Here is a 21,506-nt window from a genome sequence, read left to right on the forward strand (position 1 = left end):
CCGCCCGTGCTGTCACCAGCCCCTTCTGCTGTTCCCGGCTCCTGTGGTGTCTCGTGGTTGGGGGAAGTGGTCGATGGTGTTGTGGCGGCTGGCTGATTCGGTGACGGTGAGAAGCTGTGCTGATGGTTGCGCCGTCCAGGTTGGTTCGTCGGCGATCTGGTGGGCGTCCTTGGGAGGGACGCGGCTGGTGGGGGTGAACATGGCGGTGCCGAGGATGATGCGTGTGTCGGCGAGGTCGGTTTCTTCGGCGAGGACCGGGATGTCGAGTTTGCGGGTGGCGTGCAGGAGAAGTTTGAGCGCGGTGTGGCTCGCGGTGTCGTAGTTGCGGGTACGGAGTAGCTCGAAGGCGGGCTTGGACAGCGTCACGAGAGACCACGCGGCGCGGGTCAGCGCGTCGGCGGGTGTGTCGTCAACGGCGCGGAGGCTCAGCGCGAGCCGGGCGCCGCTGTTGGCGAGCTGGGCGAGTCGTTTGTCGATGTCAGGGATCTGGTTGAGGGTGGCGGCCGGGATGCCGAGCAGGAGCAGACTCGCGATGCCGCTGTTGTCGATGAGGTCGTGCAGGCGGCTGCAGAATCGTTGACTGCGCAAGAGCGATGCAGGCAGGTCGACGTGCGCGAAAGGTGTGGTTGCGCGGAGTTGCGCGGCCCAGCTCGCCAGCGCGGTGCAGGTATCGGCCACCGCTTTCTCGATTATGACGTGCGCGAGCCCGGAGACGCTGGCGAGATCGCCCAAGTCGGTGAGGGTTCGGTAAACGCCATCGTCGTCTACCCAGCCTGGGACGGCTTGTACTCCGACGACGCCGGGGGAATCGGTTTGTGAGATGACCTGGTAGCTGACGTTGAGCCGGCCGTCGTCTGCGGCGTCCCAGGCGTGAGGCAGGAGCGTCAGCGGTGACGGCTTGCCGGGGTCGGGGGGCTGTTCGTCGATGGGAGTGCGGCGGAGGTGAACGCGATCGGGAAGCCCACGGCGGGCTTGCGCGATGAGCTGGGCGGGCGTGGAGACGGGATCTAGCGGTGTCACGCCGATGCCGGCCTCGAGTTCGATGAGCCACCCGGGAACCGGGATCGGTGCCGCAAGCTGCTCGGACAGACTGGTGAGCGTGGCGGCGAGGTCAGGGTTCGGGTGGCGAGGCAGCAGGACGGCGAGCAGGTCGGGGCCGTCAGAAGTGAGCGTGACATCCCAGAGGTCAGCGAGCGCGGTGGTCGCGCGGCGGGTGGTGGTCGCTGTGAGCGTGAGTTCAGGTTCTTCAGCGGCGTCGACCAGGTCGCCACGGTCGTGGAGCCGGATAGCGACCAGAGCTCCATGTGCTTCGCGTGAGGCGGCGAGTGAGGCGCCCATGGCCAGGCTGGCGAGGAAACGGGGCGTGAGGCCGCTGCCGATCGGGGGCGGGGCGGCCTGGTAGGCGAGGTAGTCGAGTTCCCTGGTGGCGGCCTGAACGGCGCGTATTTCGCGCGGGTTCGGTGGTGCGGTGAAGGCTTGGGTGAGAAGCAGTACAGGGTCGTTCCGCATACGCCGAGGTTGGTCGGTGGATGACATCAGGCCTCATTTCCCTGACCAGGAGACGGTGGTGTGGGGTGCGGGTAGCCACCCCAGGTCCGCATCCGTCGTTGTGCGCGAGCCCGGTACTTGCGGACAGTGTCGGCTTTGACTCCGAGCTGGGTCGCGATTGCGGTGGTGTCTTGCCCGGCTGCGGAGAGGACCAAGGCGATCTGCTCCTGCTTGGGCAGGCGGGGAAGCATCTCGAGTGCGCTGGCAAGATCGAGCCGTTGGTCGGCGGACGCCGGCACGGTCGACCATAGAGGTATGTCGTCGTCGTCAACTGTCGCGGCGTGCTCTCGTCGTCGTTGACGGCGCTGGGTTAGCGCCTTGTTTTTCGCCGCGGTGGTGACCCAGGCGACGCGATCGGCTGTGAGCGTTGGCCAGTACCGGAACAGGGAGAGAAGCGCGTCGCTGGCAGCGGATTCGTAGTCACCGTCCGGGATGATCGATCGGGCGAGCGCGACGAGACGCGCTCGATGTTCACGCACGATCGCGGTGTAGGCGATGACGTCGTCAGGGGAGTGGGGACGAGGCAGGAGGCCATCACTGCTCACGCCGGCGGAACCCTGTCCGACCGTCGCGTGCGGACCCGGATCTCGATATCAGCCGAACGGATGTGGTAATCCACGTCCTGGCCATCTGCCGTCTCGATGGCCTGGACGACCATGCGCAGGCAGAACAGCCGCGAGGCAGATCTCAGGCATGCACGGCCCAGTCCCGACAGAACGCCACGACCTCGGCTGCCCGACAGCGTCGATGCTGCCAGGGCCGCGGCGAACGCTGTGACCACGTAGTACACCGGATCGGCTCCCGATCTTGTTCATCCGCGGGCACCCGGCGTGCCCGTGTATTGACTTCACTCGGGGACCCCTTCAACCGGGACATCAGTTCACCTGATCGGGGAGGATCGGGTGCCTGCTGTACCGCGCGGTCCACTCCGGTCCGGTGCTTCAGGGAAGTGTGTCCAGCCAGACTCTTACTACCAGGACACCTGTGCGACCAACGGCCCGCCGGAGCCGCAGGCGGTGTGGATGGTCGCGCTGTACTCGCAGCTCAATCTGGGTGTCGAGCCCTTCGCTGGACGAAGCTGAACGGTTGTCCGGAGGTTGTTGTCCGGTGTTCATGCTCCGGCGCCGGACATCCCATCCGCGCTACACCAGATGTAGATCGCGGTCGGACGGAACGAGGACACCGGGTTCCGGAGAGGAACCGAACGCCCCGCCAGGGCATGAAGGCTACTTGCTGTCGGTGAGGGATAGGTCAATGGCTTTCCCGGCAGATCGACGAATCAAGTGATGGGACTGCCATGAAGCTCACTGGAACGCTGCGCCGGGTCGCAGGATCAGGCACAGCAATTGCGTTCATATCGGCGCTGTTGCTCTCGCCCGCCCCGGGGGCGGGCGGCGCGACCATCGCAGAACACGAGGCCGGGCCGTGTGGCTACTACACGGCCGGTGTCAACGCGTTCTTCAACAACTGTGGAACGACATCCATCGCGATGAAGATCGAGAAGAAGGCGCCCAAGCGGGACGAAATCCGGTGTCTACGCCCGGGGGACCACGATCTCGGGCCAGCGCAGGACATCGTCAGTCTGCTGTACCTCGGCTCGGGTTGCTAGCAGGATGCTGGACTGCGCTCGCGGGCGATGCGCCTGCATGTGTGGTCTGACGAAGTTCGACAGTCAGAGGAGCGCATGGCTGGTCGCTGTTAGACCGCCGCTATTCAAACGCCTGGGACGGGTTCGCCCGGCCAGTGGCGCTCAGGTCGAGTTGATCTTCACGAACAACTCGACCTGAGCGGCCTATGGACACGGCGGAGTTCACGAAATGCGGGCCTGTCGGAAGCGGCAGGCTCGGTCAGACGAGAGGAAGTATCTGTATGTGGTTCACGAAAACAGCGACGGGGATCGCCGTAGCCGGGCTGCTGCTCGCCTCGGGCGCCTCCACCTCGACAGCCGTGGCGACCGAGGACGCTGCTGCCTGGCAAGAGGCCGCAGCCCGATGTGGCTACTACGAATACTCGATCGGGGCATCACGGTTCGCCGCGTACAACCATTGCGGTACGACGACCGTGCGGATCCACATCGACAACCAGGGAGGCGGCTCCGGCAACGACAGGCACCTGTGTGTGGGCCCCGGCTACACTCCTCTGGGCGCAGCTGGCAACGTCCTGAACGCCTACTACATCGGCGGTGCAGGGTGCAGGGAGGACCAGACCGGGCCGCACGTCCCGCACTGAGACCCGACCATCTTCCTGCCCGCATGCCCTGCATTCTGCGCGTGCACGACATCGCGCGGCAGCGTAAACCGCCGATGGGATGCGGCATGGCAGCTTCGTGCGGACGGCCTCGATCGTGAGCAATAATTGCCCCGTATCGAGTAGTCATGTCCTGAAGCTGGTTCGGGCGTGATCCGTTCATAGTGTGCATGGCGCGGCGGTCGACGAGGGGGACCAGGAGAGAGCCCTCTGCGGCCGCCGCGCTTCCACGGTGAGACGAATCATCGACAGAGGTCTCGGAAATTAGTTCGCTGCTCTTCGACGGAGTGTCGCTGTCCGGCAGGCGCACAGGAAAGCTGCTTGGGCGTCGCGTATGGGTGGGGGCCGGCCGGGGCGAGTCGTGGCCTGGGTGGGTTCAGTGCGTCGGTCGGGGGCTCGCTCCAGTCCGTCGGGACCGTTAGATGCGCGCTCGGTTGGTCGAACGGTCGTCGGCGATACCGGAAGGGCGAAGGTGGCGACTACGAGGGCAACTGCCCTGCCGCAGTGGTGAGTGCTGCGGGCTCGATAGGGCACGCTGTCCCGCCAGGGTGGGCGAGTGCCGCAAGCGCGATGACAAGTGCGGCAGTGACTGCAGCGACGAGGTGCCGTTGTTGGCGGGTGGCTCGCCGGTGCGCGTCGTGTTCTCGTTTCTCGGCGGTTCGGCTGGCGGCGAGGAATGCCCGTTCCCGGGTATTCGGATACCAGCTGCAGTCGGCCCAGTCCTGGAGGACCGCGAGCCGGGTGCCACGAAGGAGCGTACTGGGGTCATGGTCGTGGCGTTCCCAGAGCGCTGTGGCGTCTGCGAGTTCACGATGGTGCCATCGCGTTTCTCGATCTTCTGCCATCCACGAGACCAGGCGTGGCCACGCGGTCGCGAGTGCGGTGTGCGCAAGTGTAAGGGTGTCCTTGTCTCGTACGAGTAGCCGGGCAGCGGTGAAGTGCTCGATAACGTCGGCGACGCCTGGCGCGTCGTTCAGGTCGTGAACTTTGACCGTGCGAGCGGTGGGTTGCGAGTCTGTCACAGGCTCGCTCATGCGCAGGAATACATAGCGCGTCATGCTTTGCCGTTGCTGATCGAGAGCCAGGAAGACCGCTTCTGCGGATTTCGCCAGCGCACCTTCGATCCCGCCCCAGGCTTCAAACGCCGGGAGCGTGAGCGTGATGCCTTTCCGGCGTTGCCAGGTAGCCAGTAGCGCCTGTGACAGCCAGGGCAGTGCGCCGGCCTGATTGTGAGTGGAGGCTACGAGGGTGGCGAGCAGCCCGCTCTCGACGGTGCATCGAACGTTGATTGCCGGGTAGGCGATCGCCCTGCGAAGCTCGTCCGGGCTCATCGGACCGACGTCGACTCGTCCCTCGTTGAGAGCGGCGGCCAGCTCAGGGATTCGGGCGCACTGTGACCAGGCGTCGGCGCGTAGTCCGAGCACTAGCCGGCAGCAGTTGCCCTCAGCCTCAACCGCGGCGATCAGCGCGGTGACGAACCGAGTTCGTTCCAGATCGTCCGAATTGGCTGTGAAGAGTCGCTCGAAGTGGTCGACGATGATCACGGTCGCGGGCAGGGCTCGCCGCACCTGATTCACGCACTCCTCCAACGGATGACCGTCAGGCGTGAGGAAAAGAACGGGGCCGGCCAACCTGGGGGCGAGGCCTGCTCGCAAGAGTGATGACTTGCCGGACCCGGACGACCCCACGACCGCTACCAGTTTGTGGGTCCCGACCCGCTGAAGAAGGTCCTCGATGAGCCGCTCCCTGCCGAAGAATCGCTCTGCATCCTCACTGTCGTGGGCACGTAGCCCGACGTAGGGCACGGTATCGGCGGCTGGGGCTGCCGAGTTGTTCAGTTCGCCGGCGAGGGCGCGCCACCGCCGCTCCCATACCTCGACGTCGGCTCCGCAGGCCCGAACGTAGGCGAGCGTGACCTCCAGGCTCGGCAGCCGGCGCCCGCCTGCCGCATCAGACAGGGTGGTGGACGAATAGTGCGCACGTCGCGCCAGTTCGCGATAGGGCGGACTTCCCGCCGCTGCCCGCAGCTTCCTGAGATCGGTGGCGAAGCGGGAAAGTGCCGAATCGTCGAACTCCAAAGGCCGCTCAGAGCGGGGCATGATCACCACCTCTTCGTCAGGCCGGTCGCGGTTTCGGCGGCCACCGGCCCGAGGCTGGCCAGGGACAGGCCGGCGATCAATCCGATCAGGAGTAGGGCCGCAGCCACCTTGAGAGCGAGTGAGACCGACAAGTGAACCCGCATCACAGTCTCTTTTCGTCAGGTTGACGTTAACTGATTTCAGGCTAGCCGTCTCGTCGCCTTGTCGTCAAGGTGACGAGAAGCTACGGTTGTGCCATGTCTCAAGATCTGCGACACCGCCCTCAGATCGCCTTGGCTGTCGACCTGGCGATTCTCACAGTGCGCGAAGACCGGTTTCAGATCCTGCTTGTGGAACGCGCTCAACCGCCCTACCGCGGCGAAATGGCGTTACCCGGGGGGTTTATCGATACCGACGATGAAGACATCGATGTCGCAGCTGCCCGCGAGCTGGCTGAGGAGACCGGGTTGACCGCCGATCGGTTGCATCTGGAACAGTTACGTACCTACGGCAGGCCGGACCGTGATCCTCGGGGGAGGGTGGTGACCGTGTGCTATTTGGCGTTGATGCCTGATCTGCCTCTGCCCGTCGCGGGTGGGGACGCCCGCGCGGCGCGCTGGACGCCGGTCGACGCGATTCTCGCCGGCGACGTGCACATGGCGTTCGACCACCAGGCGATCGTTATCGACGCGGTAGAACGCGCTCGCAGCAAGCTGGAGTACTCCACCCTTGGCGCGGCGTTCTGCGCCGCCGAGTTCACCATCAGTGAGCTCCGCCGTGTCTACGAGATCGTGTGGGGACAACAACTCGATCCCCGCAACTTTCACCGCAAGATCAGCGGAGTGAATGGCTTTCTTGTGCCAACCGGGGAGCGAACGACCCGGGACGGCGGCCGCCCCGCCTCCCTTTACCGACGCGGACCGGCGACGGTGATGCACCCGCCGATCTTGCGCGGGCCCAACCAGAACGACGCGGAAGATGACAGGTGACCTGTGACTAGAACACCCGAGCCCACCATCGTGGTGCTGACCGCACTCGACGTGGAATACGCCGCCGTTCGCGCCCTGCTGCGCGACCCTGAACTGAAGCCCCACCCAGCGGGGACACTGTTCGAAGTCGGCCGGACACCCGACGGCCAGGGCATGCTCGCCCTCGCCCGCACCGGGCAAGGAAACCAAGCGGGCGCCATCCTTACCGAACGCGCCATCGCCACATTCGCCCCACTGGCACTGCTGTTCGTTGGTGTCGCGGGGGCCCTGCACGACGACCTCGAACCTGGTGACGTCGTCGTAGCGACCAAGGTTTATGGGTATCACAGCGGTAAAGAAGAGGACGGCGGTTTTCTCGCCCGGCCGCAAGCTTGGGAAGCTTCCTACGGTCTCGAGGAACTTGCCCGCCACGTCGCGAGAGTCGGCTCCTGGCCCTCCCTAACGCCACACTCGCCTGACCGACTGTCGCCGCAGGTGCACTTCAAGCCGGTCGCCGCAGGCGAAGTCGTCCTCAACTCCCGCACCACCTCTCTCGCGGCACAACTGCACACCACCTACAACGACGCCGCCGCCATCGAAATGGAAAGCGCCGGCGTCGCCAAAGCCGGACACCTCAACCACAACATCCCTCTGCTCGCGATCCGCGGTATCAGCGACAAAGCCGACGGAAACAAAAACGCCGCCGACCAAGCCGGCGGGCAACCCATCGCCTCAGCCAATGCAGCAGCGTTCGCGCTCGCGCTGGTACCTGAAATCCTCAAGACGCGTCAGCACGTCTAGCCGCAAGGAATTAAACGGTGAGCACCCTGCATGCGCCGACGATCGTTGTGTTGACCGCGCAGGACGTGGAATACGTCGCGGTACGTGCGCTTCTGTCTAATCCTCAGGTCAAGAGACATCCCGCAGGAACGATCTTCGAGAAAGGGCAAATACCCAACGGCAACGGGTCGATCATCCTCGCTCAGGCCGGAATGGGCAATCAGGCCGCCGCTATCGTCACCGAGCGTGCCATCGCCGCGTTCGCCCCACACGCGCTACTGTTCGTCGGCATCGCTGGAGCACTTCACGATCATCTTCAACTCGGCGACGTCGTCGTCGCCACGAAGATCTATGGCTACCATGGCGGCAAAGAAGAGGGCAAGGGTTTACTTGCTCGTCCGCAGGCCTGGGAAACCTCTTACGCACTCACTCAACTTGCCCAGCATGTCTCCCGGCAAAACCGCTGGACCGCTCTTGTACAGCCCTCTCCCGAGCGATCGCCGCGCGTGCATTTCGAACCGATCGCCGCTGGAGAAGTGGTACTCAACTCCCGAGACACCGCGCTCGCCACGCAGTTGCATACGACCTACAACGATGCCGCAGCCATCGAAATGGAAAGCGCTGGCGTCGCCAAGGCGGGGCATCTCAACGACGATCTTCCAGTCCTTACCATCCGCAGCATCAGCAACTGGGCCGACGGCCACAAGCAGTCCGCGGACGATGCAGGCGGCCAACGGGCCGCCGCGACCCACGCTGCCGCCTTCGCGCTCACACTTGCTGCGTCTATCTCCGGCAAGCGGATGAACGGTGTTTCCGACGGGAAAGACGCCCGGGTGCCTGCCTATCTGGGGTGTGTGCTCGATGAGAACGGTGCGGCGGCAGGAACATGCTTCCAGGTCGCACCAGGCATTTTGGTAACCGCATGGCAGCTTCTCCACAACATCGGCGCAGGTACGCCTGACAGTGCGGTGCAAGTCGGCACGTTCTCGAGCGGGACACCGCCCCGGCGTGCAGTGGTGCGGCGGGTCGATCCAGAACGCGACCTTGCGATCCTCAGCGCCAACGAGCCGTTGCCGGGCACAGTGCCTGCACTGTCGCCTACCGATGCGGTCCGGCTGCAGACACCTATCGCGATAGGTGGGGTCAAGCTGATCGACGACCTCCGGATCGGATACGGGTTCCAGGATCCTTCCGGCCGATGGGATGGCAGCACGGCAAAGAATCACGAGGCGCCGCTTGGCAGGCTCACATCGAAGGCCGTAGCTCACGGTGCTGGCGGAGGACCCGTCCGCCGAATCGTCGACGACGTCGTCATTGGCGTCGTGTCGGCCCGCTACAACAGCGCCGGCGACTGGCCCCGAGATACTGTCTGGGTCGCGAGGGTCGAGGACGTGCTACCTCTGCTCGACGGTATCGCCGATGTCGAGGTAACTGGGCAGCCCAAGGTGCGCGCGGTCCGGCCAAGAACAGTGATCGTCACGCTGACCGTAACGATCATGCTGGCTGTTCTGGCAACCATCGGCTTGCAAAAGTTCGTTCTGTCATCGGGCGACTCCGCTACGGAATTGGCAGCACTGATATCAGTCGACCCAGTACAGGCAATGCAACGACAGGACGGGGATCCAAACTATGTACTCCCGTCGCGACTAGAGATGAGCACGGAGCAACTGGACCAGTTCAACAACGAAGTGGTGCCACACAGCGAGCGGTACTCGGCATGGATCACCGAGCACGGCGCGGTCCCGCTCGGCTTTGGCTGGACCAAAGTGACCGTGCGCAACAACGCCACCGAGACCGTGCGAATCACGGATCTCAAAGTACTCAAAGAATGCACCCCAGCGCTCAATGGCACTCTCTTCTCCGAGTACACCCAGGGAGGCCCCTCCGGTACGATTCCCCTCGGTTTCGACCTGGACGCGCAGAAGCCGATCGTCAAGGAGATGGCCAACACCCCTGGCAAGGGCGCCCACCCCGTCGGCAAGAACTACTTCACACTGAATTCGATCGACATCGACCCCGGTGGTGTTCAGGAGCTGACGATCGCCGCGCTGAGCGATCGGCTGTCCTGCTCGTTCCGGCTTCAGCTAGTTATCAGCACCTCCGCCGGGACAGTCACACGCGACGTTGACAACAACGGAAAGCCCTTTGTGGTCAGCGCACCCGCCTCGGGTAACACGCAGAACAACGCGCCAGTCGGCTACCAGGCCAGATACGTTCAAGGCGCTGACCAGAAGTTCCAGAAGGTCACCTCGCGCTGATTGAGGAGGACGATGAATGACGCTCAAGAAGCTCTCCTGGTTGCTGGTCGCGGCGTTCATGGTGACCGTTCTCGCCACTGCCGCAGTGCTCTGGTCTGACTCCTTGTTCGCCGGAACCGCGGCGGACGATGCGAGAGGTGGCACGCCCGGGCAGCAGGTCATTGGGAATGTCGAGTATCTGTACACCACCGGTGAAGAACTCGTGCTGATGCACGGTTCGGACGTCGTGACTCGGGTATCGCGGGTGTTCGACCCACTGGACACTGACCGCCGCAACACCGTGGTGTGGACGCACGACGGAAATTACGTAGCCTTGCTGTCGGACACTCATTACCGTGGGAAGGATTCTGAAAGCACCGAACTCATCTCGATCCACACCGCAACCGGCACACAGCAACGTATACCGTGCCCAAGATGTCGGGACATCGTGGCTTTCGACCATGGCAGCGTGCTCGTGACCGGGACGCTTGCCAAGGGCTGGAAGGCGGACGTGACCTTCAAGGTCGACCTCGCCACCGGCGGGCCTGTCACCCCGTTCAACCTCGCGGCACCCGCCGACTGGGGCCCGTCCCCTTCTCTTCGATACTTTGTGGCGAGTGGGCATGGCCAGGTGATCACCGGGGAAGATATGGGGGCAGCCAACTGGCACAGGGTCCACCTGGTGCTACACCAGCCCGCGGCGACAGAGTGGTCCAAGACATGGATAGAGCTCGGGCGCCTCGACTCGAACAACCAAATCCGCGCAGCGGTGGCGCGACCGTCCGATCCTCGGATCGCTATCGCCACCTCGAATTACGCTGACTGCGGGAAGACGCCCATGTCATACTTGATTGACCCGATGCAGTATGGCGTTCGGCGAACCGACATATCGGCAGCCTATCCTCCGGGCTCCGCTCCCGGAAAGACAAGCGGCGCCGCCGTGCACGACCTGTGGTGGAGCAAGAACGGTGAGCTGCGAGCAACGATCTCCTCGTGGCTCTGTGGCCCAAAAAAAGATCTGGAAACTCCCCGGACGCTGTTTTCTCCACCCTCCGTGTGGCAACTGAACAACATGAAATGGGAAAGAACCGATCTCGGCCCAGCCACTATGGTCCGAGAAATTGCTCACGACACAAAAGTCATCCTCGATGCCACACACTGCCTTGAAGAGACCCGACTTCACGAACAGTGTGGCCTGGGAAAGCTGACCTTGGACAGCAAGGGTGAACGAACCGCGATCGCGGAAGGCGTTATATCCATAGCTTCGCGCCCAGCGTAGATGGCAGCGACGCGCGGGTCGCTGCGGATCACTGGCATCCCAGCATGAACGGTCGAAATTGCGAGGTTTCTGTCCCTTGACGTCGAGCATGAGTTGCCATCAGGTCGCGCGACATCGCTTGTGTGCTAGGCATACCGACTTTCCAGCGGGATTCGTGCCTCGGTCATCCATTGCTTCACGCTGGGGCCTCGTCAACGCGCGTTAGCGGGCAACTGAGACTATTTTCGTAATACTAGGCTGTCCGTAGTACATCGCCCGATGACACCGAGATGCGCTGGCTCCCCAGTACCGAGCAGGGTCCTGCAGTACCTCTCTACGGCGCGGCCCCTCCCATCTCACCGTGCCTATGTCTGCCATCAATGTCGACACGGCCAGGACGAGGAAGCCGCGGCGGTTGTCGGCGACGTCTACGCGGTGACCGCGCGTCACAGTCGGGGCCGTCTGTGAACATCGCCTGCACGCCCGTATCTACGCCGCTGTCACCGCCAGACTCGACAATCGGCTTTCACCCGCCGAGCCGGATCACGTCCGCGACGATTAGTGCACAGCGGAGACATCTCCAGTTACGTCTAAGAACTGCCTCCGTCTCAGACCCACAACGGCCGCCTAGGACGCGGCATTCCCAACACGGCTTCCAAGGTTCGTGACTGGTTGTCCGGAGGTTGATGTCCGGTGTCCGGCCTCCGGCGCCGGACATTCCGTCCGCGCTACACAAAGACGGTGGCTCGCTTCCGTGAGCCCAGTCATGGCCCCGAACAACTTCGCTACGAAAGACATCACGAAAGGTGAACTCATGCGTTCGTTCAAGCTACTGCCCGCGGCACTCGGGCTCGTCGCTCTGGCCACGGTCGCCCCGGCGACAGCTGCCCAGGCCAGTCCCGCGCCGCAGAAGGGCGGTGCGTCGATCACCGCGTACTCCGACTGCCCGTCCGGCTGGTTCTGCGCGTGGGAGCACGCCGACGGCCAGGGCCGGATGGCGCGCTTCCAGGTCGGCTCCGCGGACCTGCGGGGACAGAACCTCAACGATCAGATCTCTTCCGTCTGGAACCGCACGAACAGGATCTGGTGCACGTACATCGACATCAACTACGGCGGCGCGGGTTGGCGCGTCGCTGTCAACTGGCGCGGGAACACCGGTCCGTACAACCGCAATGACAACATCAGCTCTCTGCGGGCTTGCTGAGAGCGGGTGCCGACGTCATGCAATTACGCCACATCCTGAGCGCGGCGGTCGGAATCATGACCCTGGTTGCCGGCCTGCCGGGCGCACCGGCTCACGCGGCCGCGGCAACTCATGCGGACGGCGTGTCGGCAGCTGCGTATGGCAGCTGTCCGGCAGGCTGGTTCTGTGCATGGGATGGACCGGGCGAAACCGGCAGATTCCTTATGACCCAGGTCAGCATCCCCGACCTCAGTGCTGTCGGTATGGACAATCGGATCTCGAGCGTCTGGAACCGAACCGCCGTCGCGTGGTGTGCCTACGATGACCCCCACGAGGTCGGCCCCTTGCTACGGGTAGGAAGTAACTGGAGAGGCTCTCTCCCAGGGGGCAGCGACAACATGATCAGCTCGCTCCGCAGGGGCTGCTAGCCAAACACGCATGGGCACTGCCGGCCTCGGGTGCCTACCCGCACTCGGGGCCGGTGGTGCGCTACTTCACGGATGACTAGCGTGCTGGGCGGACCGGTAGCCTCATCGCCCGCTGCTCTACCTGCCCGAACCCGGGCCCCATCGCGATATCTCCACGTCCCGGCTTCGGTCACGACCTGAGCCTCTGCGTCGTCGGACGCTGGCTGTCACCACTTTGACGGCGGTTCGGGTGGTCAGCGAAGGAGTTCTTCGTGAAGGGTCATTCGGAGCTCTTCCCTGGGCTTAGCTGGCATGGCCCCAGGAAGGCCCAGTCGGGTCCTCGTGTCGCGGTGTATGTGGGGCAGGGCGGCTGGTCAGGTCTGTCGCAGCCGATCTCGGCCCATACGGTTTTGCCGCCTACCCAGGGCGGGCATGTCGCATACGCCCCAGCGGTGAGCGAGCTCCTCGACCAGGAACATGCCTCGCCCACCAACCGTGCTAGTGCCCCGGATGGCAGACGGTGGGGTGGTGGGGTTGCCGTCGTCGATCTCGATTCGCGTCCGGCACTGGTCGACAGTGTGGCTCAGCCGCAGCTGACGGGTCCGTGTCCGTGCAGATAAGTGTTGCTGATCAACTCTGCCGCTACGAGCAGCACGTCGGCGAGATGATCTTCGGTCACGGCGCCCAGCTTGGCTGTGGCCCAGCGGCGGACTTGAGCCAGGGTCCGGTGGGCTGCTGTCACGCAGATCGAGTGTCCACGGCGCCGGGCCGGCTAGGTCGTGTTCGACCTCGGGCATGACGTCCGCCACTGCCCGAACCGGTGTCCCGCCCTCGCTGCTGAAGTCGCGCACAGAGAACGTGTTGCCCGCGGACTAGGCATCGAAACGCGGGACGGCATGTAACCGGGGCGTGGGGCTGTCGATTCTGAATCCCGCTGTGTTATGGCTGGCGTTCGATGATTTCCGCCCAGTGCTTGGTGGCGTCCTCGTCACCGAGTGTGCTGGCTGCGCGATGCGCGAGGTGGGCGATTTCGTGTTGCGTGTCAACGGTTTCACGGAGCTTCAGCCCGTGCGGTCCAGGGCGCCACAGTGAGGCTCGTTTCCCTTCTCCCAGCGGCCACGCCGCGGTGACCATGTCGAGGCAGGCTTTGAGGTCGCCGAGGAGCATTTTGCACAGAGCGCGGTTGTAGAGGTTGATGGCTCCGTGTTCGTAGTTTCGTCGCGCGGCTTCCTCGAGTTTGTGCAATGCGTTGCGCGGGTCGTCGGGGATCAGACAGAAGCCCAGGTTGTTGAGAAGTTCGGCGTCGTCGGGTGATCCGTGCAAGGCGAAGGCGAACAAGGCCGCTGCTTCGCTGGTGCGACCGATGCGAAGCAGGTCGAGGGCGCTCATGCCGAGCTTGGCGAGCATGGTGCGGTTGAGCCCCGTGGGACCGCCGGCCGGCTCTCGTGACAATTCGACGTTCACGGCACGCCGCGCGATCTCTGCGTTGAGTTCGTGATCGATGACCTCGCGGTCGTTCATCAGCGCTTCCGGGCAGGGAGCAGGGCAGTTTCCCGAGCGCCACCTGTGCTCGCGATGCAGGGAGGTGGTGCTCCAGTCGCTGAGATGGGTCTCGGCGAACCGGTTGATGATCCATCGGTACTGCTCGAGCACCACTGTCTCGGGGCGCGGTTCCAGCCGGGCGGCCTGCAACTGTTCGATGGACGGTGGTTTGAGAGCGAGCAGGTCGTCGAGCGGAGCTGACAGCGCCCACGGATATACCGCGTTCATGATGGCGCCGACGACCTTCTCGATATTTGCCTGAGAAACGTCGAGGTTGGGTGCCAGGCCATTCTCCGCCTCAAGCAGCGGGCCCAGCACATCTTCCCATGTCTGTGGGTGGGGCCACGGCGGCGCGGGTTCTGGATCAGGATCGTGCTCGCTGGCTGGTCCGGGCAGTACTCGGAGCGTTGGCAGCCAGTACGGCATGGCCTGAGCGACGACCGCCGCAGCCAGCTCCGGCCCCAGGCCGTAGCGGACGAGGGTAGCTCCATCCATTCCGCGGTTGGTGAGCTCGTGAGTGATCTGCCGAAGGTAGGTGGCCTGATCATGAGCCTCGGCACTGGTGGACACCCCTTCACGCAGCAATGCGACGCGTAGCGCGGTGATAAGGCTGACGGTCCGCCGGTTCGCGAGGGGGTGCTCACGGTCACTGAACATGACCTTACGTGCATCGAACGGGTCGTCCACCAGCACCTCCGAGTACGTCTTGTTACAATCATACCCAAGATCCTGGCTTGTCGATAGCTACGATGATGAGTACGATAATTTCAGGTGATGCGACTATGACTGGACCCGATGAGATCTTCCAGGCCAGCGACCTGGCCAATAAACGATTGCTTGTGCTGGAAGCTGCTCGCGCTGGCGGTGCGCGAGTGCGTGACAAAGATGGCACCGGGCTGGTCATGCTCCCGGAAGGTGATCTGGACGTACTGAAAGAACTCTCCCGCTGGAGTTCCGCTCATCTGCGACTGGAGTCTCTGCTCAGACGCAGTGATCGCCCTACAGTTGCCGAGCTGGGCGACCTGGCGTGGCTGCGAGTGTTCGATCGCGACGACCTCGACGAGTTTCTTGTCGAACTGCATGAGGTCCTGATCGCCGCACACGCTGACGGTTCAGTGAACGCGCTGAAGGAATGTATTCATGCCTGGCGCGTCACCGCCTCCCAGCTAGAGGACCCGCTGCGTCGCGAGGTGCTTCTCCGCGGTCGGCTCGAGGCGCGCGACCTGGTGGAGGCTGAGAAGCCGGCAGAGGTGGCATCGCCGGATGCCCCCTGACAGTGCTTACCAGCCGTTAGAACCAGCCCGGCGGCCTGGTGGCAAACCTAAGCAGGCACCGCTATACCGGGTTCTCGTGCACCGCAGATACCGCGACCACTGGAACGAGATGGTGGACAGGGTCGGCCTGCAACAAGCCGAGCAACTCTGGGACCACTTGGCCCACAGTCCCGGGCGGCCTCCGGCGATTGGGTCGACCTGCTTCTTGCGAGGGAGGGCAGGCAAGCCACAAGGTGACGGGTGGTCGCGAACGGTTCACTATGAACTGAGCTCGATGGCACGAGTGGACTTCCAGTTCCATGACAAGTTCGACCAGGGCGCAGACGGCGATGAACACCCTGTCGTCGCGATCCTGACCATCAACTACAGCAGTCACTGAGCTGTCACTCAGTCTGTCGAGTGATGACTCTGCGGCGAGTGTCGTTGTACATTGAGTGAGCTCTCCCTGGGGATTGAGAGGATCACATGTACGTTGAATCGATTGTCGAGCTGGCATCCCAGTTTGGGGCTGGTCAGCTGTCGGGCGATGAGTACCTGCGCCGTGTGGACCTTGAATGCACTGACAGCTTGCCGCCTGAGGCGGCCTTCCCTGTCTAGGATCAGCTGCGAGCCGCCTGGGGCGCGGCGGTGATATTTGTGATGTGCGCCGGCTGAAGTCATAGCTGAAGCAGTCATGGCTTCCTGCGGGTTGCTGCTGAGGCCGAGGGCATAGCTGGCTCATGTCGGCGTGTTGCTGTGTGCTGCCACTGCCAATGCTGTGTCGTCCTGTGTCGTGCGAGGCTGCCGGGTTGGGCTGGATGCAATACGGCCTTTCAGAGTTGCGGGTCTGAGCTTGTCTCTGGTGATTCAGAGGGCAGCTTGGGCATTTGGCCTGTCTGTCGAGGTTGCTGCGACAGTTGCTGCCTGGGGTTGTGCAATGCCTGGACCGGAGCCACATGCTGCGGTTCTCTCGGCTTGTGGTCCATGCGGCACACCTGGGCTGGGCTCTGCGGCTTGGCTAGCACTAGGGTAGCGACTGCGCTAGTCTTGTGTATGTGAGCGAGGTCAGCGTGGCGATGGCTGCTGAACGGCTGGGAGTGAATACCAGCCGTGTTCGCAGCTTGCTCAGCTCGGGCCGGCTGGCGGGGCGCCGTGTTGGATCGGTGTGGCTGGTCGATAGTTCTGATGTGGAGCGTCGTCGCGTTGCGACGAAGGGCGTGAAAGGGCGGCCTTTGTCTGCGCGGGTGACGTGGACATCCGCAGCACTCTTCGACGGCCTGGACACTGACTGGTTGTCCTCGGCTGAGCGTTCACGCCTGAGCGCGCGATGGCGCACCAGTGGTGATGCTCAGGTGTGCCGGTGGTGGATGCAGTCCCGAGCGGTGGTGACCAGGTACAAGATCGCGCCGGATGACATTGCTGAGCTGTTGAAGTTCGAGGGTGTGGTGGCTGGCGGGATCAGTGCTGCCAGCGACTACGGGACCGGGCTGGGGCACGGTGCCGAGGCGGAAATCTATGCCAGTACGGCGACGGTCAAACGCCTGGTCGACGAGTTCTTCCTGCTGGCCGCCCCCCATGGCAATCTGACCGTGCATGAGGTCACCGCGGACACGCACTGGCACTGCAGGACAGCCAGGATCGTCGAGGGTATGCAGGTCGCTCCGCGACTGATAGTCGCAGCTGACCTGCTGGACAGCGATGACACCCGCAGCCGCAGCGCGGGCGCAGCGCTCCTGACGGACGTCCTGTCCAGCCATCGAGAGCGGCGAGGGCAGCTGGTTGCCAGCTGAATCACCGCACAAGCTGCTTGCGGCCGCGCTGGCAGCGTATGCCGGTCGCACAATCTCAGAGATAGCGCATCTTCACGAGGAAGCGATGGCGCCCTCGGCTGTTGTCGCTTCCTCGAGGGAGTGTGATGGCCCGGAAGCTATCGACACTGTGGTGCGGCGACTGCGCATGGCACCGATGGACCCCTCGGCCAAGGAACCACATCTCACCGCGCTGAGTGTCCTGCTGGCTGCTGCGCCGTCGATGCCCACGGCTGAAGCCACTGCCTGGCAAACGGTCGCGCGCAGCCTGATGCCGGTCATACAGACCCTCGACGTGCCTCCGGTTCAGATGCCGGACATGCCTGAACCGCAGGTGATGGCATGGCACGCCGTTCTCGACCTGGACGAGCACCTGGGCACCCCGTGGGTCCTGGTCGGTGGGCAGATGGTCGCTCTCTGGTGTGCCCAGGCCGCGGTCGATGTGTTCCGGCCAACCGAAGACGCCGACGTGGTACTCGACGTCTGGGTTCAACGCAGCGCCCTCAGGGACGCCTCTCGATTGCTCAGTGAGCGTGGCTTCAGCGAAGCTGACACAGGGGATGGCTACGGATACCGCTATCAGCGAGACGACGCCTGCGTCGACCTCATGATTCCGGATCATATGGACCGGCAGGCTAAGCAGCCGGCCACCGCCACGGGTCGTTTAGGGGTCCAGGCTGCCGGTGGCAATCAGGCACTGATCAGGGCTGAACGGATACCTGTGCGGGTCGATGGCAGGGACAGCCACGTACGTCGGCCGAACCTACTGGGCGCGCTCGTCGCCAAGGCCGCCGCCGCAGTGGCGGACACCCGCGAACGTGACAGGCACCGAGACGACATCGCCGTCTTGGCGCAAATCGCCCTGGCCACATCCGCTCACCGGGCCATGAGAGCAACATGCAACCCGAAAGATCGCAAGCGTCTGCGCCTTGCCTTGGACGCGATGCCGCCAACTCACCCCGCCTGGCAGAGGATCACTGATGCAGACCTTGCTCAAGCGGCGTTGCACAGGCTTGCACAAGATCGCAGCGGTTGACCGACGCATTGTCGTCGTTCTGTCGAAGTCCGCCGCCGTCCAGCGCGCTAGCGGTGCACCTCGTCTAGCGTCGACCTCTGACGTCCTCGACGGGACGGGTGCCTGCTGGCGGGTTTGACGGTAATGGCCCTCGTTCGACGCCTCGTCCGCGGCGCTGGACGCGATCAGGTCTCCGCTTGGCTCCAGCGCCAGGCTGTACGAAGTGCAGCGATCAGCACTTCATCTTCGGCGAAGGTGACATCTTGGTCTCCGACCGGCACCCAGATCTCGTCGGCGAGTTCAGCGCCACGATAGACGAAAGCGAGCCCGGAGCAGGCCAGCAGCTCCGCCTGCTCCGGATCGGCGTCGACGAGCAGCACTGTCCGAGGAGCCCATCTCAACAGCACAGTTCGATCGGCGCTCATCTGGTCAGCCTCCGCCCACGGGTCCGTCGTGGTTAAGTCGCGTCGCTCTCCGCGCATGTAACAGACTGGATTCACGATCCAGATGCCATGTAGCAAAGTCAGGCTGCCGGCCGACACCCACGAGGTGACAGGCAAAGATTGGCAGCAGGAAGATCAGCGATCTCACGCGACGGAGGTCGCTGTCACTGATTCCGTCGGAGTACAGGTCGGATCCCACAACCTGTTGCAAGTCTTCACCGATCCACGGAAGCGCAAGTGGCTGATCGCCATCACGGTGGTCGTCGTGCTCACTCTTGCTGGCGTGTTCGTGCTGCTCTACAGAACGGTCCCTCGTCCAGACTTGGAGGTCTCCGACTTCTCGATTCAACCGCCGTCGAAGGTCGCCGCCAAACAGCATGCGGTGTACTACATCGACAGCCGGACCGAAGAAGAGGTGCGTGGGAACGATCCGATCGATGCTACGGCCATCGATGTGACGCTGAAGAACAACGGAACCGTTCCGGCGGTGCTGCTCGGCTCCGACGTCACTGTCCTGTTCGCCGAGCAGCTCGATGACTGCAACGAGCGCGGCGGCGACGTCAAGGTAGCCGCCGAGTACTCCGTTAAGCTTCCTGAGGACATGCCAGCTCGCCCGTTCCCGATCCCCAGAGATATCCGATTCGAAGTCAGGGGCGGCACTACCGATCGATTCACGCTGTCGATCGGCCCCCAGGAGCAAACCGGGTCGTCCACCGCACCTTGGCTCATCGTCGCCGAGGTCAACCTGCGTCAGGACGACGGCACGACCGCGCGCGCAGGCACGGCTGCGTTGGTCACCTTTCCCGGCCAGGGCCTCGAAAACCTTGAGGTTGCTCCACTGGCGAACCGGGACTGCATACGCAAGAACGGCGACAAGGTCGCAAAAGCCTTGTCTCTGCAGGCAGAAGCTCAAGCTGACGAGCTTAAGGAACTAGGCCGCCGCTACGACATACTGCAGCGCAACGTCGGAAGTCCGGCAAGACCAACGTGTGCCACCGGCGCTGTAGGTGAGATCGAGCCGTCGGGTGGAACGGGAGGGACTCCGAAGCAACTGGAAGCCGTCGCGTGCGAGCGGTAGGAGGACCTACTTCCGGCCAGGAGGAGTCAATCGATCTTGTTGATCGGCTGATGGCGGCCGACCTCCCCTCGGCCGGCCGTGGCCACCGCGCCGATGATTCGCCTCATGGCTCGGTTCGGGCAGTCGAATTTGTCGCGTAGGTAATCGCGCGATCGCTGCGTTCGACTATCCCTGCGGCTCAACCTCATCGCGGGCATGTGCGTAGTGCTCGACGATTAGAAGACGACTTGAGTAACTCTGCTATCAACTGAATTCGGCGGCGTCGACTGCCTCATCGCGGAACAGAGCTGCGTTCTCCATTTTGTCAATTGCGCGCGCTGGCACGACTAGTCGACCTCTAATTCGAATGGCTGGAAACGAGCCAGAGTCGATTGCGCGATATAGTGTCATCGGTGACATGCGAAGGATTGTGGCGGCCTCGGTGACACTGTAGAAGCGCGGCTTCTCGGGTTGATCGTCTAAGTTTCTCATTGCTGCCTCGATCGAATGAACTTGCAAATCTTGCTGGCAAGGTGTGCGAATGATGTATTCCTGGAATGATATTAGGGACCGCGTATTTGTCTGGAGTAGTTTTGCTCTAGTTTAATGTTGACTATCGATAAGACTTGCGTTCCCGATATGACGCTGTCGACCGTTTCTGTCGGCGCATTAGACTTGAGGGGTATGTGTCGGTGCTCGAAAGGTGGACGCGTGGTGGTCGATGGCGTATGTCCATTAGTGGAGGCGCTGCGTTCTGTACGCGATACCCAGAGTAAACGCCACTGGTTCTGTTCGTGTAGGTGGGTGCGTTTCAGGCGGTCGTAGTTTGCTGCCCCAAAGCTGGGCATGTGGGGGGTGTACAGAATAGTGGGGGATTGGCCTCGGAGACCCGATAATAGGTCGTTAAGGGACTTTGTGAGTTGCCAGCTGTCGCAGTCGCTGGGCCCGCCGCGGTAACGATGGGCGCGTTGGATGAGGCCGAACTGTTCAGCCGTGTCGCGCGCTCGGCGCACTGATTTCGGGTCAAGAAGGGATCTTTCGGCCCAAGAGCGAATCGAGAGTGAGCCGGACCGGGTGACGATGGCGACCGCGAGGGCATCGAGCGCGGCATATAGTGTGGAACTTTTTATGGAGACTCGCGTGATGGGCGAACGCTGCAGATGCAGTGACGCTGTGATGCGGAGGAGTCGGCGTGTTAGGGCGATCTGACTCCCATGGTCGTTCCCAGCGGGCGCCGTCTGGGGATGCTGTTGAGTGAGAGTAGTGCGGCGGCGGCGAGGCCGGTGGGTACGTGCCTCGTCGATCGCGGGCAGCCAGCGTTCCGTGAGCCACCGCGAGCGCCCCAAGTGCCGAGCTTGTACGGGGGAAGCTTGTATGAACTGCTGCCATGCGGTGTCTTCCGGGAGATGCTGCTCGGCATCGACGATTGTGCGTGCCGGTGCCCAGATCCAGCGTTGCCAGGCTTGCTTGCCGATGTCAGCTGCCTTGGTTCCGGTGCGGTTCGCGGCGAGCCATGCCTGATCGGTGGACCAGCCAGCCCGTGCCCGTGCGAGAGCGTCGCCGTATTCGCTTTCGGAGCGGCTTGCGGTGTGCGGTGATCCTGCACGGAAACGACGAGGGCGAGACCGATGGGCAGGCCGATGTCGGTTTTGGGCTGGCGCGGGTAGGTCGCGTGCTTCCAG

20 protein-coding genes are annotated in these 21,506 nt (G+C 63.4%); 12 read left to right on the forward strand and 8 right to left on the reverse strand.

The annotated features are described in order from the left end of the window. Nucleotides 1-12: 12 nt before the first annotated feature. Genes ACXIZN_RS41105 through ACXIZN_RS41115 form a run of 3 tightly spaced genes read right to left on the reverse strand, consistent with a single transcriptional unit; the run spans nt 13 to nt 2,338 of the window. Nucleotides 13-1,509 carry an EAL domain-containing protein gene (locus ACXIZN_RS41105; RefSeq protein ID WP_457960126.1) on the reverse strand — a complete coding sequence of 499 codons (1,497 nt, stop codon included), beginning with the start codon at nt 1,507-1,509 and terminating at the stop codon, nt 13-15. Nucleotides 1,510-1,535: 26 nt separating this feature from the next. Then, nucleotides 1,536-2,093 (reverse strand): RNA polymerase sigma factor, encoded by a 558-nt coding sequence (locus ACXIZN_RS41110; RefSeq protein ID WP_457960127.1) that lies wholly within the window; start codon nt 2,091-2,093, stop codon nt 1,536-1,538. Continuing rightward, the gene (locus ACXIZN_RS41115) at nt 2,090-2,338 is read right to left on the reverse strand and encodes a hypothetical protein (protein ID WP_457960128.1); all 249 of its coding nucleotides are present in this window, start codon (nt 2,336-2,338) and stop codon (nt 2,090-2,092) included. Before ACXIZN_RS41115 ends, ACXIZN_RS41110 begins: the two co-directional genes overlap by 4 nt. Nucleotides 2,339-2,845: 507 nt before the next feature. Here ACXIZN_RS41115 and ACXIZN_RS41120 point away from each other — a divergent pair. Then, nucleotides 2,846-3,157: a DUF6355 family natural product biosynthesis protein gene (locus ACXIZN_RS41120; protein ID WP_457960129.1), complete on the forward strand. Its 312-nt coding sequence runs from the start codon at nt 2,846-2,848 to the stop codon at nt 3,155-3,157. Nucleotides 3,158-3,417: 260 nt separating this feature from the next. Next, the gene (locus ACXIZN_RS41125; protein ID WP_457960130.1) at nt 3,418-3,777 is read left to right on the forward strand and encodes a DUF6355 family natural product biosynthesis protein; all 360 of its coding nucleotides are present in this window, start codon (nt 3,418-3,420) and stop codon (nt 3,775-3,777) included. A gap of 497 nt (nt 3,778-4,274) precedes the next feature. Here ACXIZN_RS41125 and ACXIZN_RS41130 read toward each other — a convergent pair whose 3' ends face one another. Then, nucleotides 4,275-5,894, reverse strand: a complete 1,620-nt coding sequence (locus ACXIZN_RS41130) for a helix-turn-helix domain-containing protein (RefSeq protein WP_457960131.1) — start codon at nt 5,892-5,894, stop codon at nt 4,275-4,277. Between the two features lie 2 nt (nt 5,895-5,896). Next, on the reverse strand, nt 5,897-6,037 hold the full coding sequence (locus ACXIZN_RS41135; protein ID WP_457960132.1) for a hypothetical protein: 141 nt from the start codon (nt 6,035-6,037) through the stop codon (nt 5,897-5,899). Between the two features lie 93 nt (nt 6,038-6,130). Here ACXIZN_RS41135 and ACXIZN_RS41140 point away from each other — a divergent pair, with 93 nt between their 5' ends. The 6 genes from ACXIZN_RS41140 to ACXIZN_RS41165 all read left to right on the forward strand — a co-directional run bounded on the left by ACXIZN_RS41140 (nt 6,131) and on the right by ACXIZN_RS41165 (nt 12,727). Then, nucleotides 6,131-6,862: an NUDIX hydrolase gene (locus ACXIZN_RS41140; RefSeq protein ID WP_457960133.1), complete on the forward strand. Its 732-nt coding sequence runs from the start codon at nt 6,131-6,133 to the stop codon at nt 6,860-6,862. A 3-nt stretch (nt 6,863-6,865) separates the two neighbouring features. Beyond that, on the forward strand, nt 6,866-7,642 hold the full coding sequence (locus tag ACXIZN_RS41145) for a 5'-methylthioadenosine/S-adenosylhomocysteine nucleosidase (RefSeq protein ID WP_457960134.1): 777 nt from the start codon (nt 6,866-6,868) through the stop codon (nt 7,640-7,642). Between the two features lie 17 nt (nt 7,643-7,659). Then, a complete protein-coding gene (locus tag ACXIZN_RS41150; RefSeq protein ID WP_457960135.1) occupies nt 7,660-9,879 on the forward strand; it encodes a phosphorylase family protein in 2,220 nt (739 codons plus the stop codon). 16 nt (nt 9,880-9,895) lie between these two features. Further along, complete coding sequence (locus ACXIZN_RS41155; protein WP_457960136.1) at nt 9,896-11,137, forward strand: hypothetical protein; 1,242 nt, start codon at nt 9,896-9,898, stop codon at nt 11,135-11,137. 793 nt (nt 11,138-11,930) lie between these two features. After that, nucleotides 11,931-12,320: a peptidase inhibitor family I36 protein gene (locus tag ACXIZN_RS41160; RefSeq protein WP_457960137.1), complete on the forward strand. Its 390-nt coding sequence runs from the start codon at nt 11,931-11,933 to the stop codon at nt 12,318-12,320. Between the two features lie 56 nt (nt 12,321-12,376). Then, nucleotides 12,377-12,727 (forward strand): peptidase inhibitor family I36 protein, encoded by a 351-nt coding sequence (locus ACXIZN_RS41165; RefSeq protein ID WP_457960730.1) that lies wholly within the window; start codon nt 12,377-12,379, stop codon nt 12,725-12,727. 918 nt (nt 12,728-13,645) lie between these two features. Here ACXIZN_RS41165 and ACXIZN_RS41170 read toward each other — a convergent pair. Further along, nucleotides 13,646-14,935 (reverse strand): hypothetical protein, encoded by a 1,290-nt coding sequence (locus ACXIZN_RS41170; protein WP_457960138.1) that lies wholly within the window; start codon nt 14,933-14,935, stop codon nt 13,646-13,648. 95 nt (nt 14,936-15,030) lie between these two features. Here ACXIZN_RS41170 and ACXIZN_RS41175 point away from each other — a divergent pair, with 95 nt between their 5' ends. The 3 genes from ACXIZN_RS41175 (at nt 15,031) to ACXIZN_RS41185 (ending at nt 18,345) form a co-directional block, all read left to right on the forward strand. After that, nucleotides 15,031-15,522, forward strand: a complete 492-nt coding sequence (locus ACXIZN_RS41175; protein WP_125689709.1) for a hypothetical protein — start codon at nt 15,031-15,033, stop codon at nt 15,520-15,522. 1,034 nt (nt 15,523-16,556) lie between these two features. Next, entirely contained in the window at nt 16,557-17,291 is a 735-nt protein-coding gene (locus ACXIZN_RS41180; protein WP_457960139.1) for a type IV toxin-antitoxin system AbiEi family antitoxin, read from the forward strand. Between the two features lie 166 nt (nt 17,292-17,457). After that, nucleotides 17,458-18,345 carry a hypothetical protein gene (locus ACXIZN_RS41185; protein WP_457960140.1) on the forward strand — a complete coding sequence of 296 codons (888 nt, stop codon included), beginning with the start codon at nt 17,458-17,460 and terminating at the stop codon, nt 18,343-18,345. Nucleotides 18,346-18,509: 164 nt separating this feature from the next. On the opposite strand, the gene ACXIZN_RS41190 is transcribed toward ACXIZN_RS41185, so the two are convergent. After that, nucleotides 18,510-18,704, reverse strand: coding sequence for a hypothetical protein (locus ACXIZN_RS41190; RefSeq protein ID WP_457960141.1), 195 nt, complete (start codon nt 18,702-18,704; stop codon nt 18,510-18,512). Nucleotides 18,705-18,873: 169 nt separating this feature from the next. On the opposite strand from ACXIZN_RS41190, the gene ACXIZN_RS41195 reads away from it, so the two are divergent. Further along, nucleotides 18,874-19,845 carry a hypothetical protein gene (locus ACXIZN_RS41195; RefSeq protein WP_457960142.1) on the forward strand — a complete coding sequence of 324 codons (972 nt, stop codon included), beginning with the start codon at nt 18,874-18,876 and terminating at the stop codon, nt 19,843-19,845. A 243-nt stretch (nt 19,846-20,088) separates the two neighbouring features. On the opposite strand, the gene ACXIZN_RS41200 is transcribed toward ACXIZN_RS41195, so the two are convergent. Next, the gene (locus tag ACXIZN_RS41200; protein WP_457960143.1) at nt 20,089-20,316 is read right to left on the reverse strand and encodes a helix-turn-helix domain-containing protein; all 228 of its coding nucleotides are present in this window, start codon (nt 20,314-20,316) and stop codon (nt 20,089-20,091) included. Between the last annotated feature and the right edge of the window lie 1,190 nt (nt 20,317-21,506).

Source organism: Amycolatopsis sp. TRM77291, assembly GCF_054166285.1.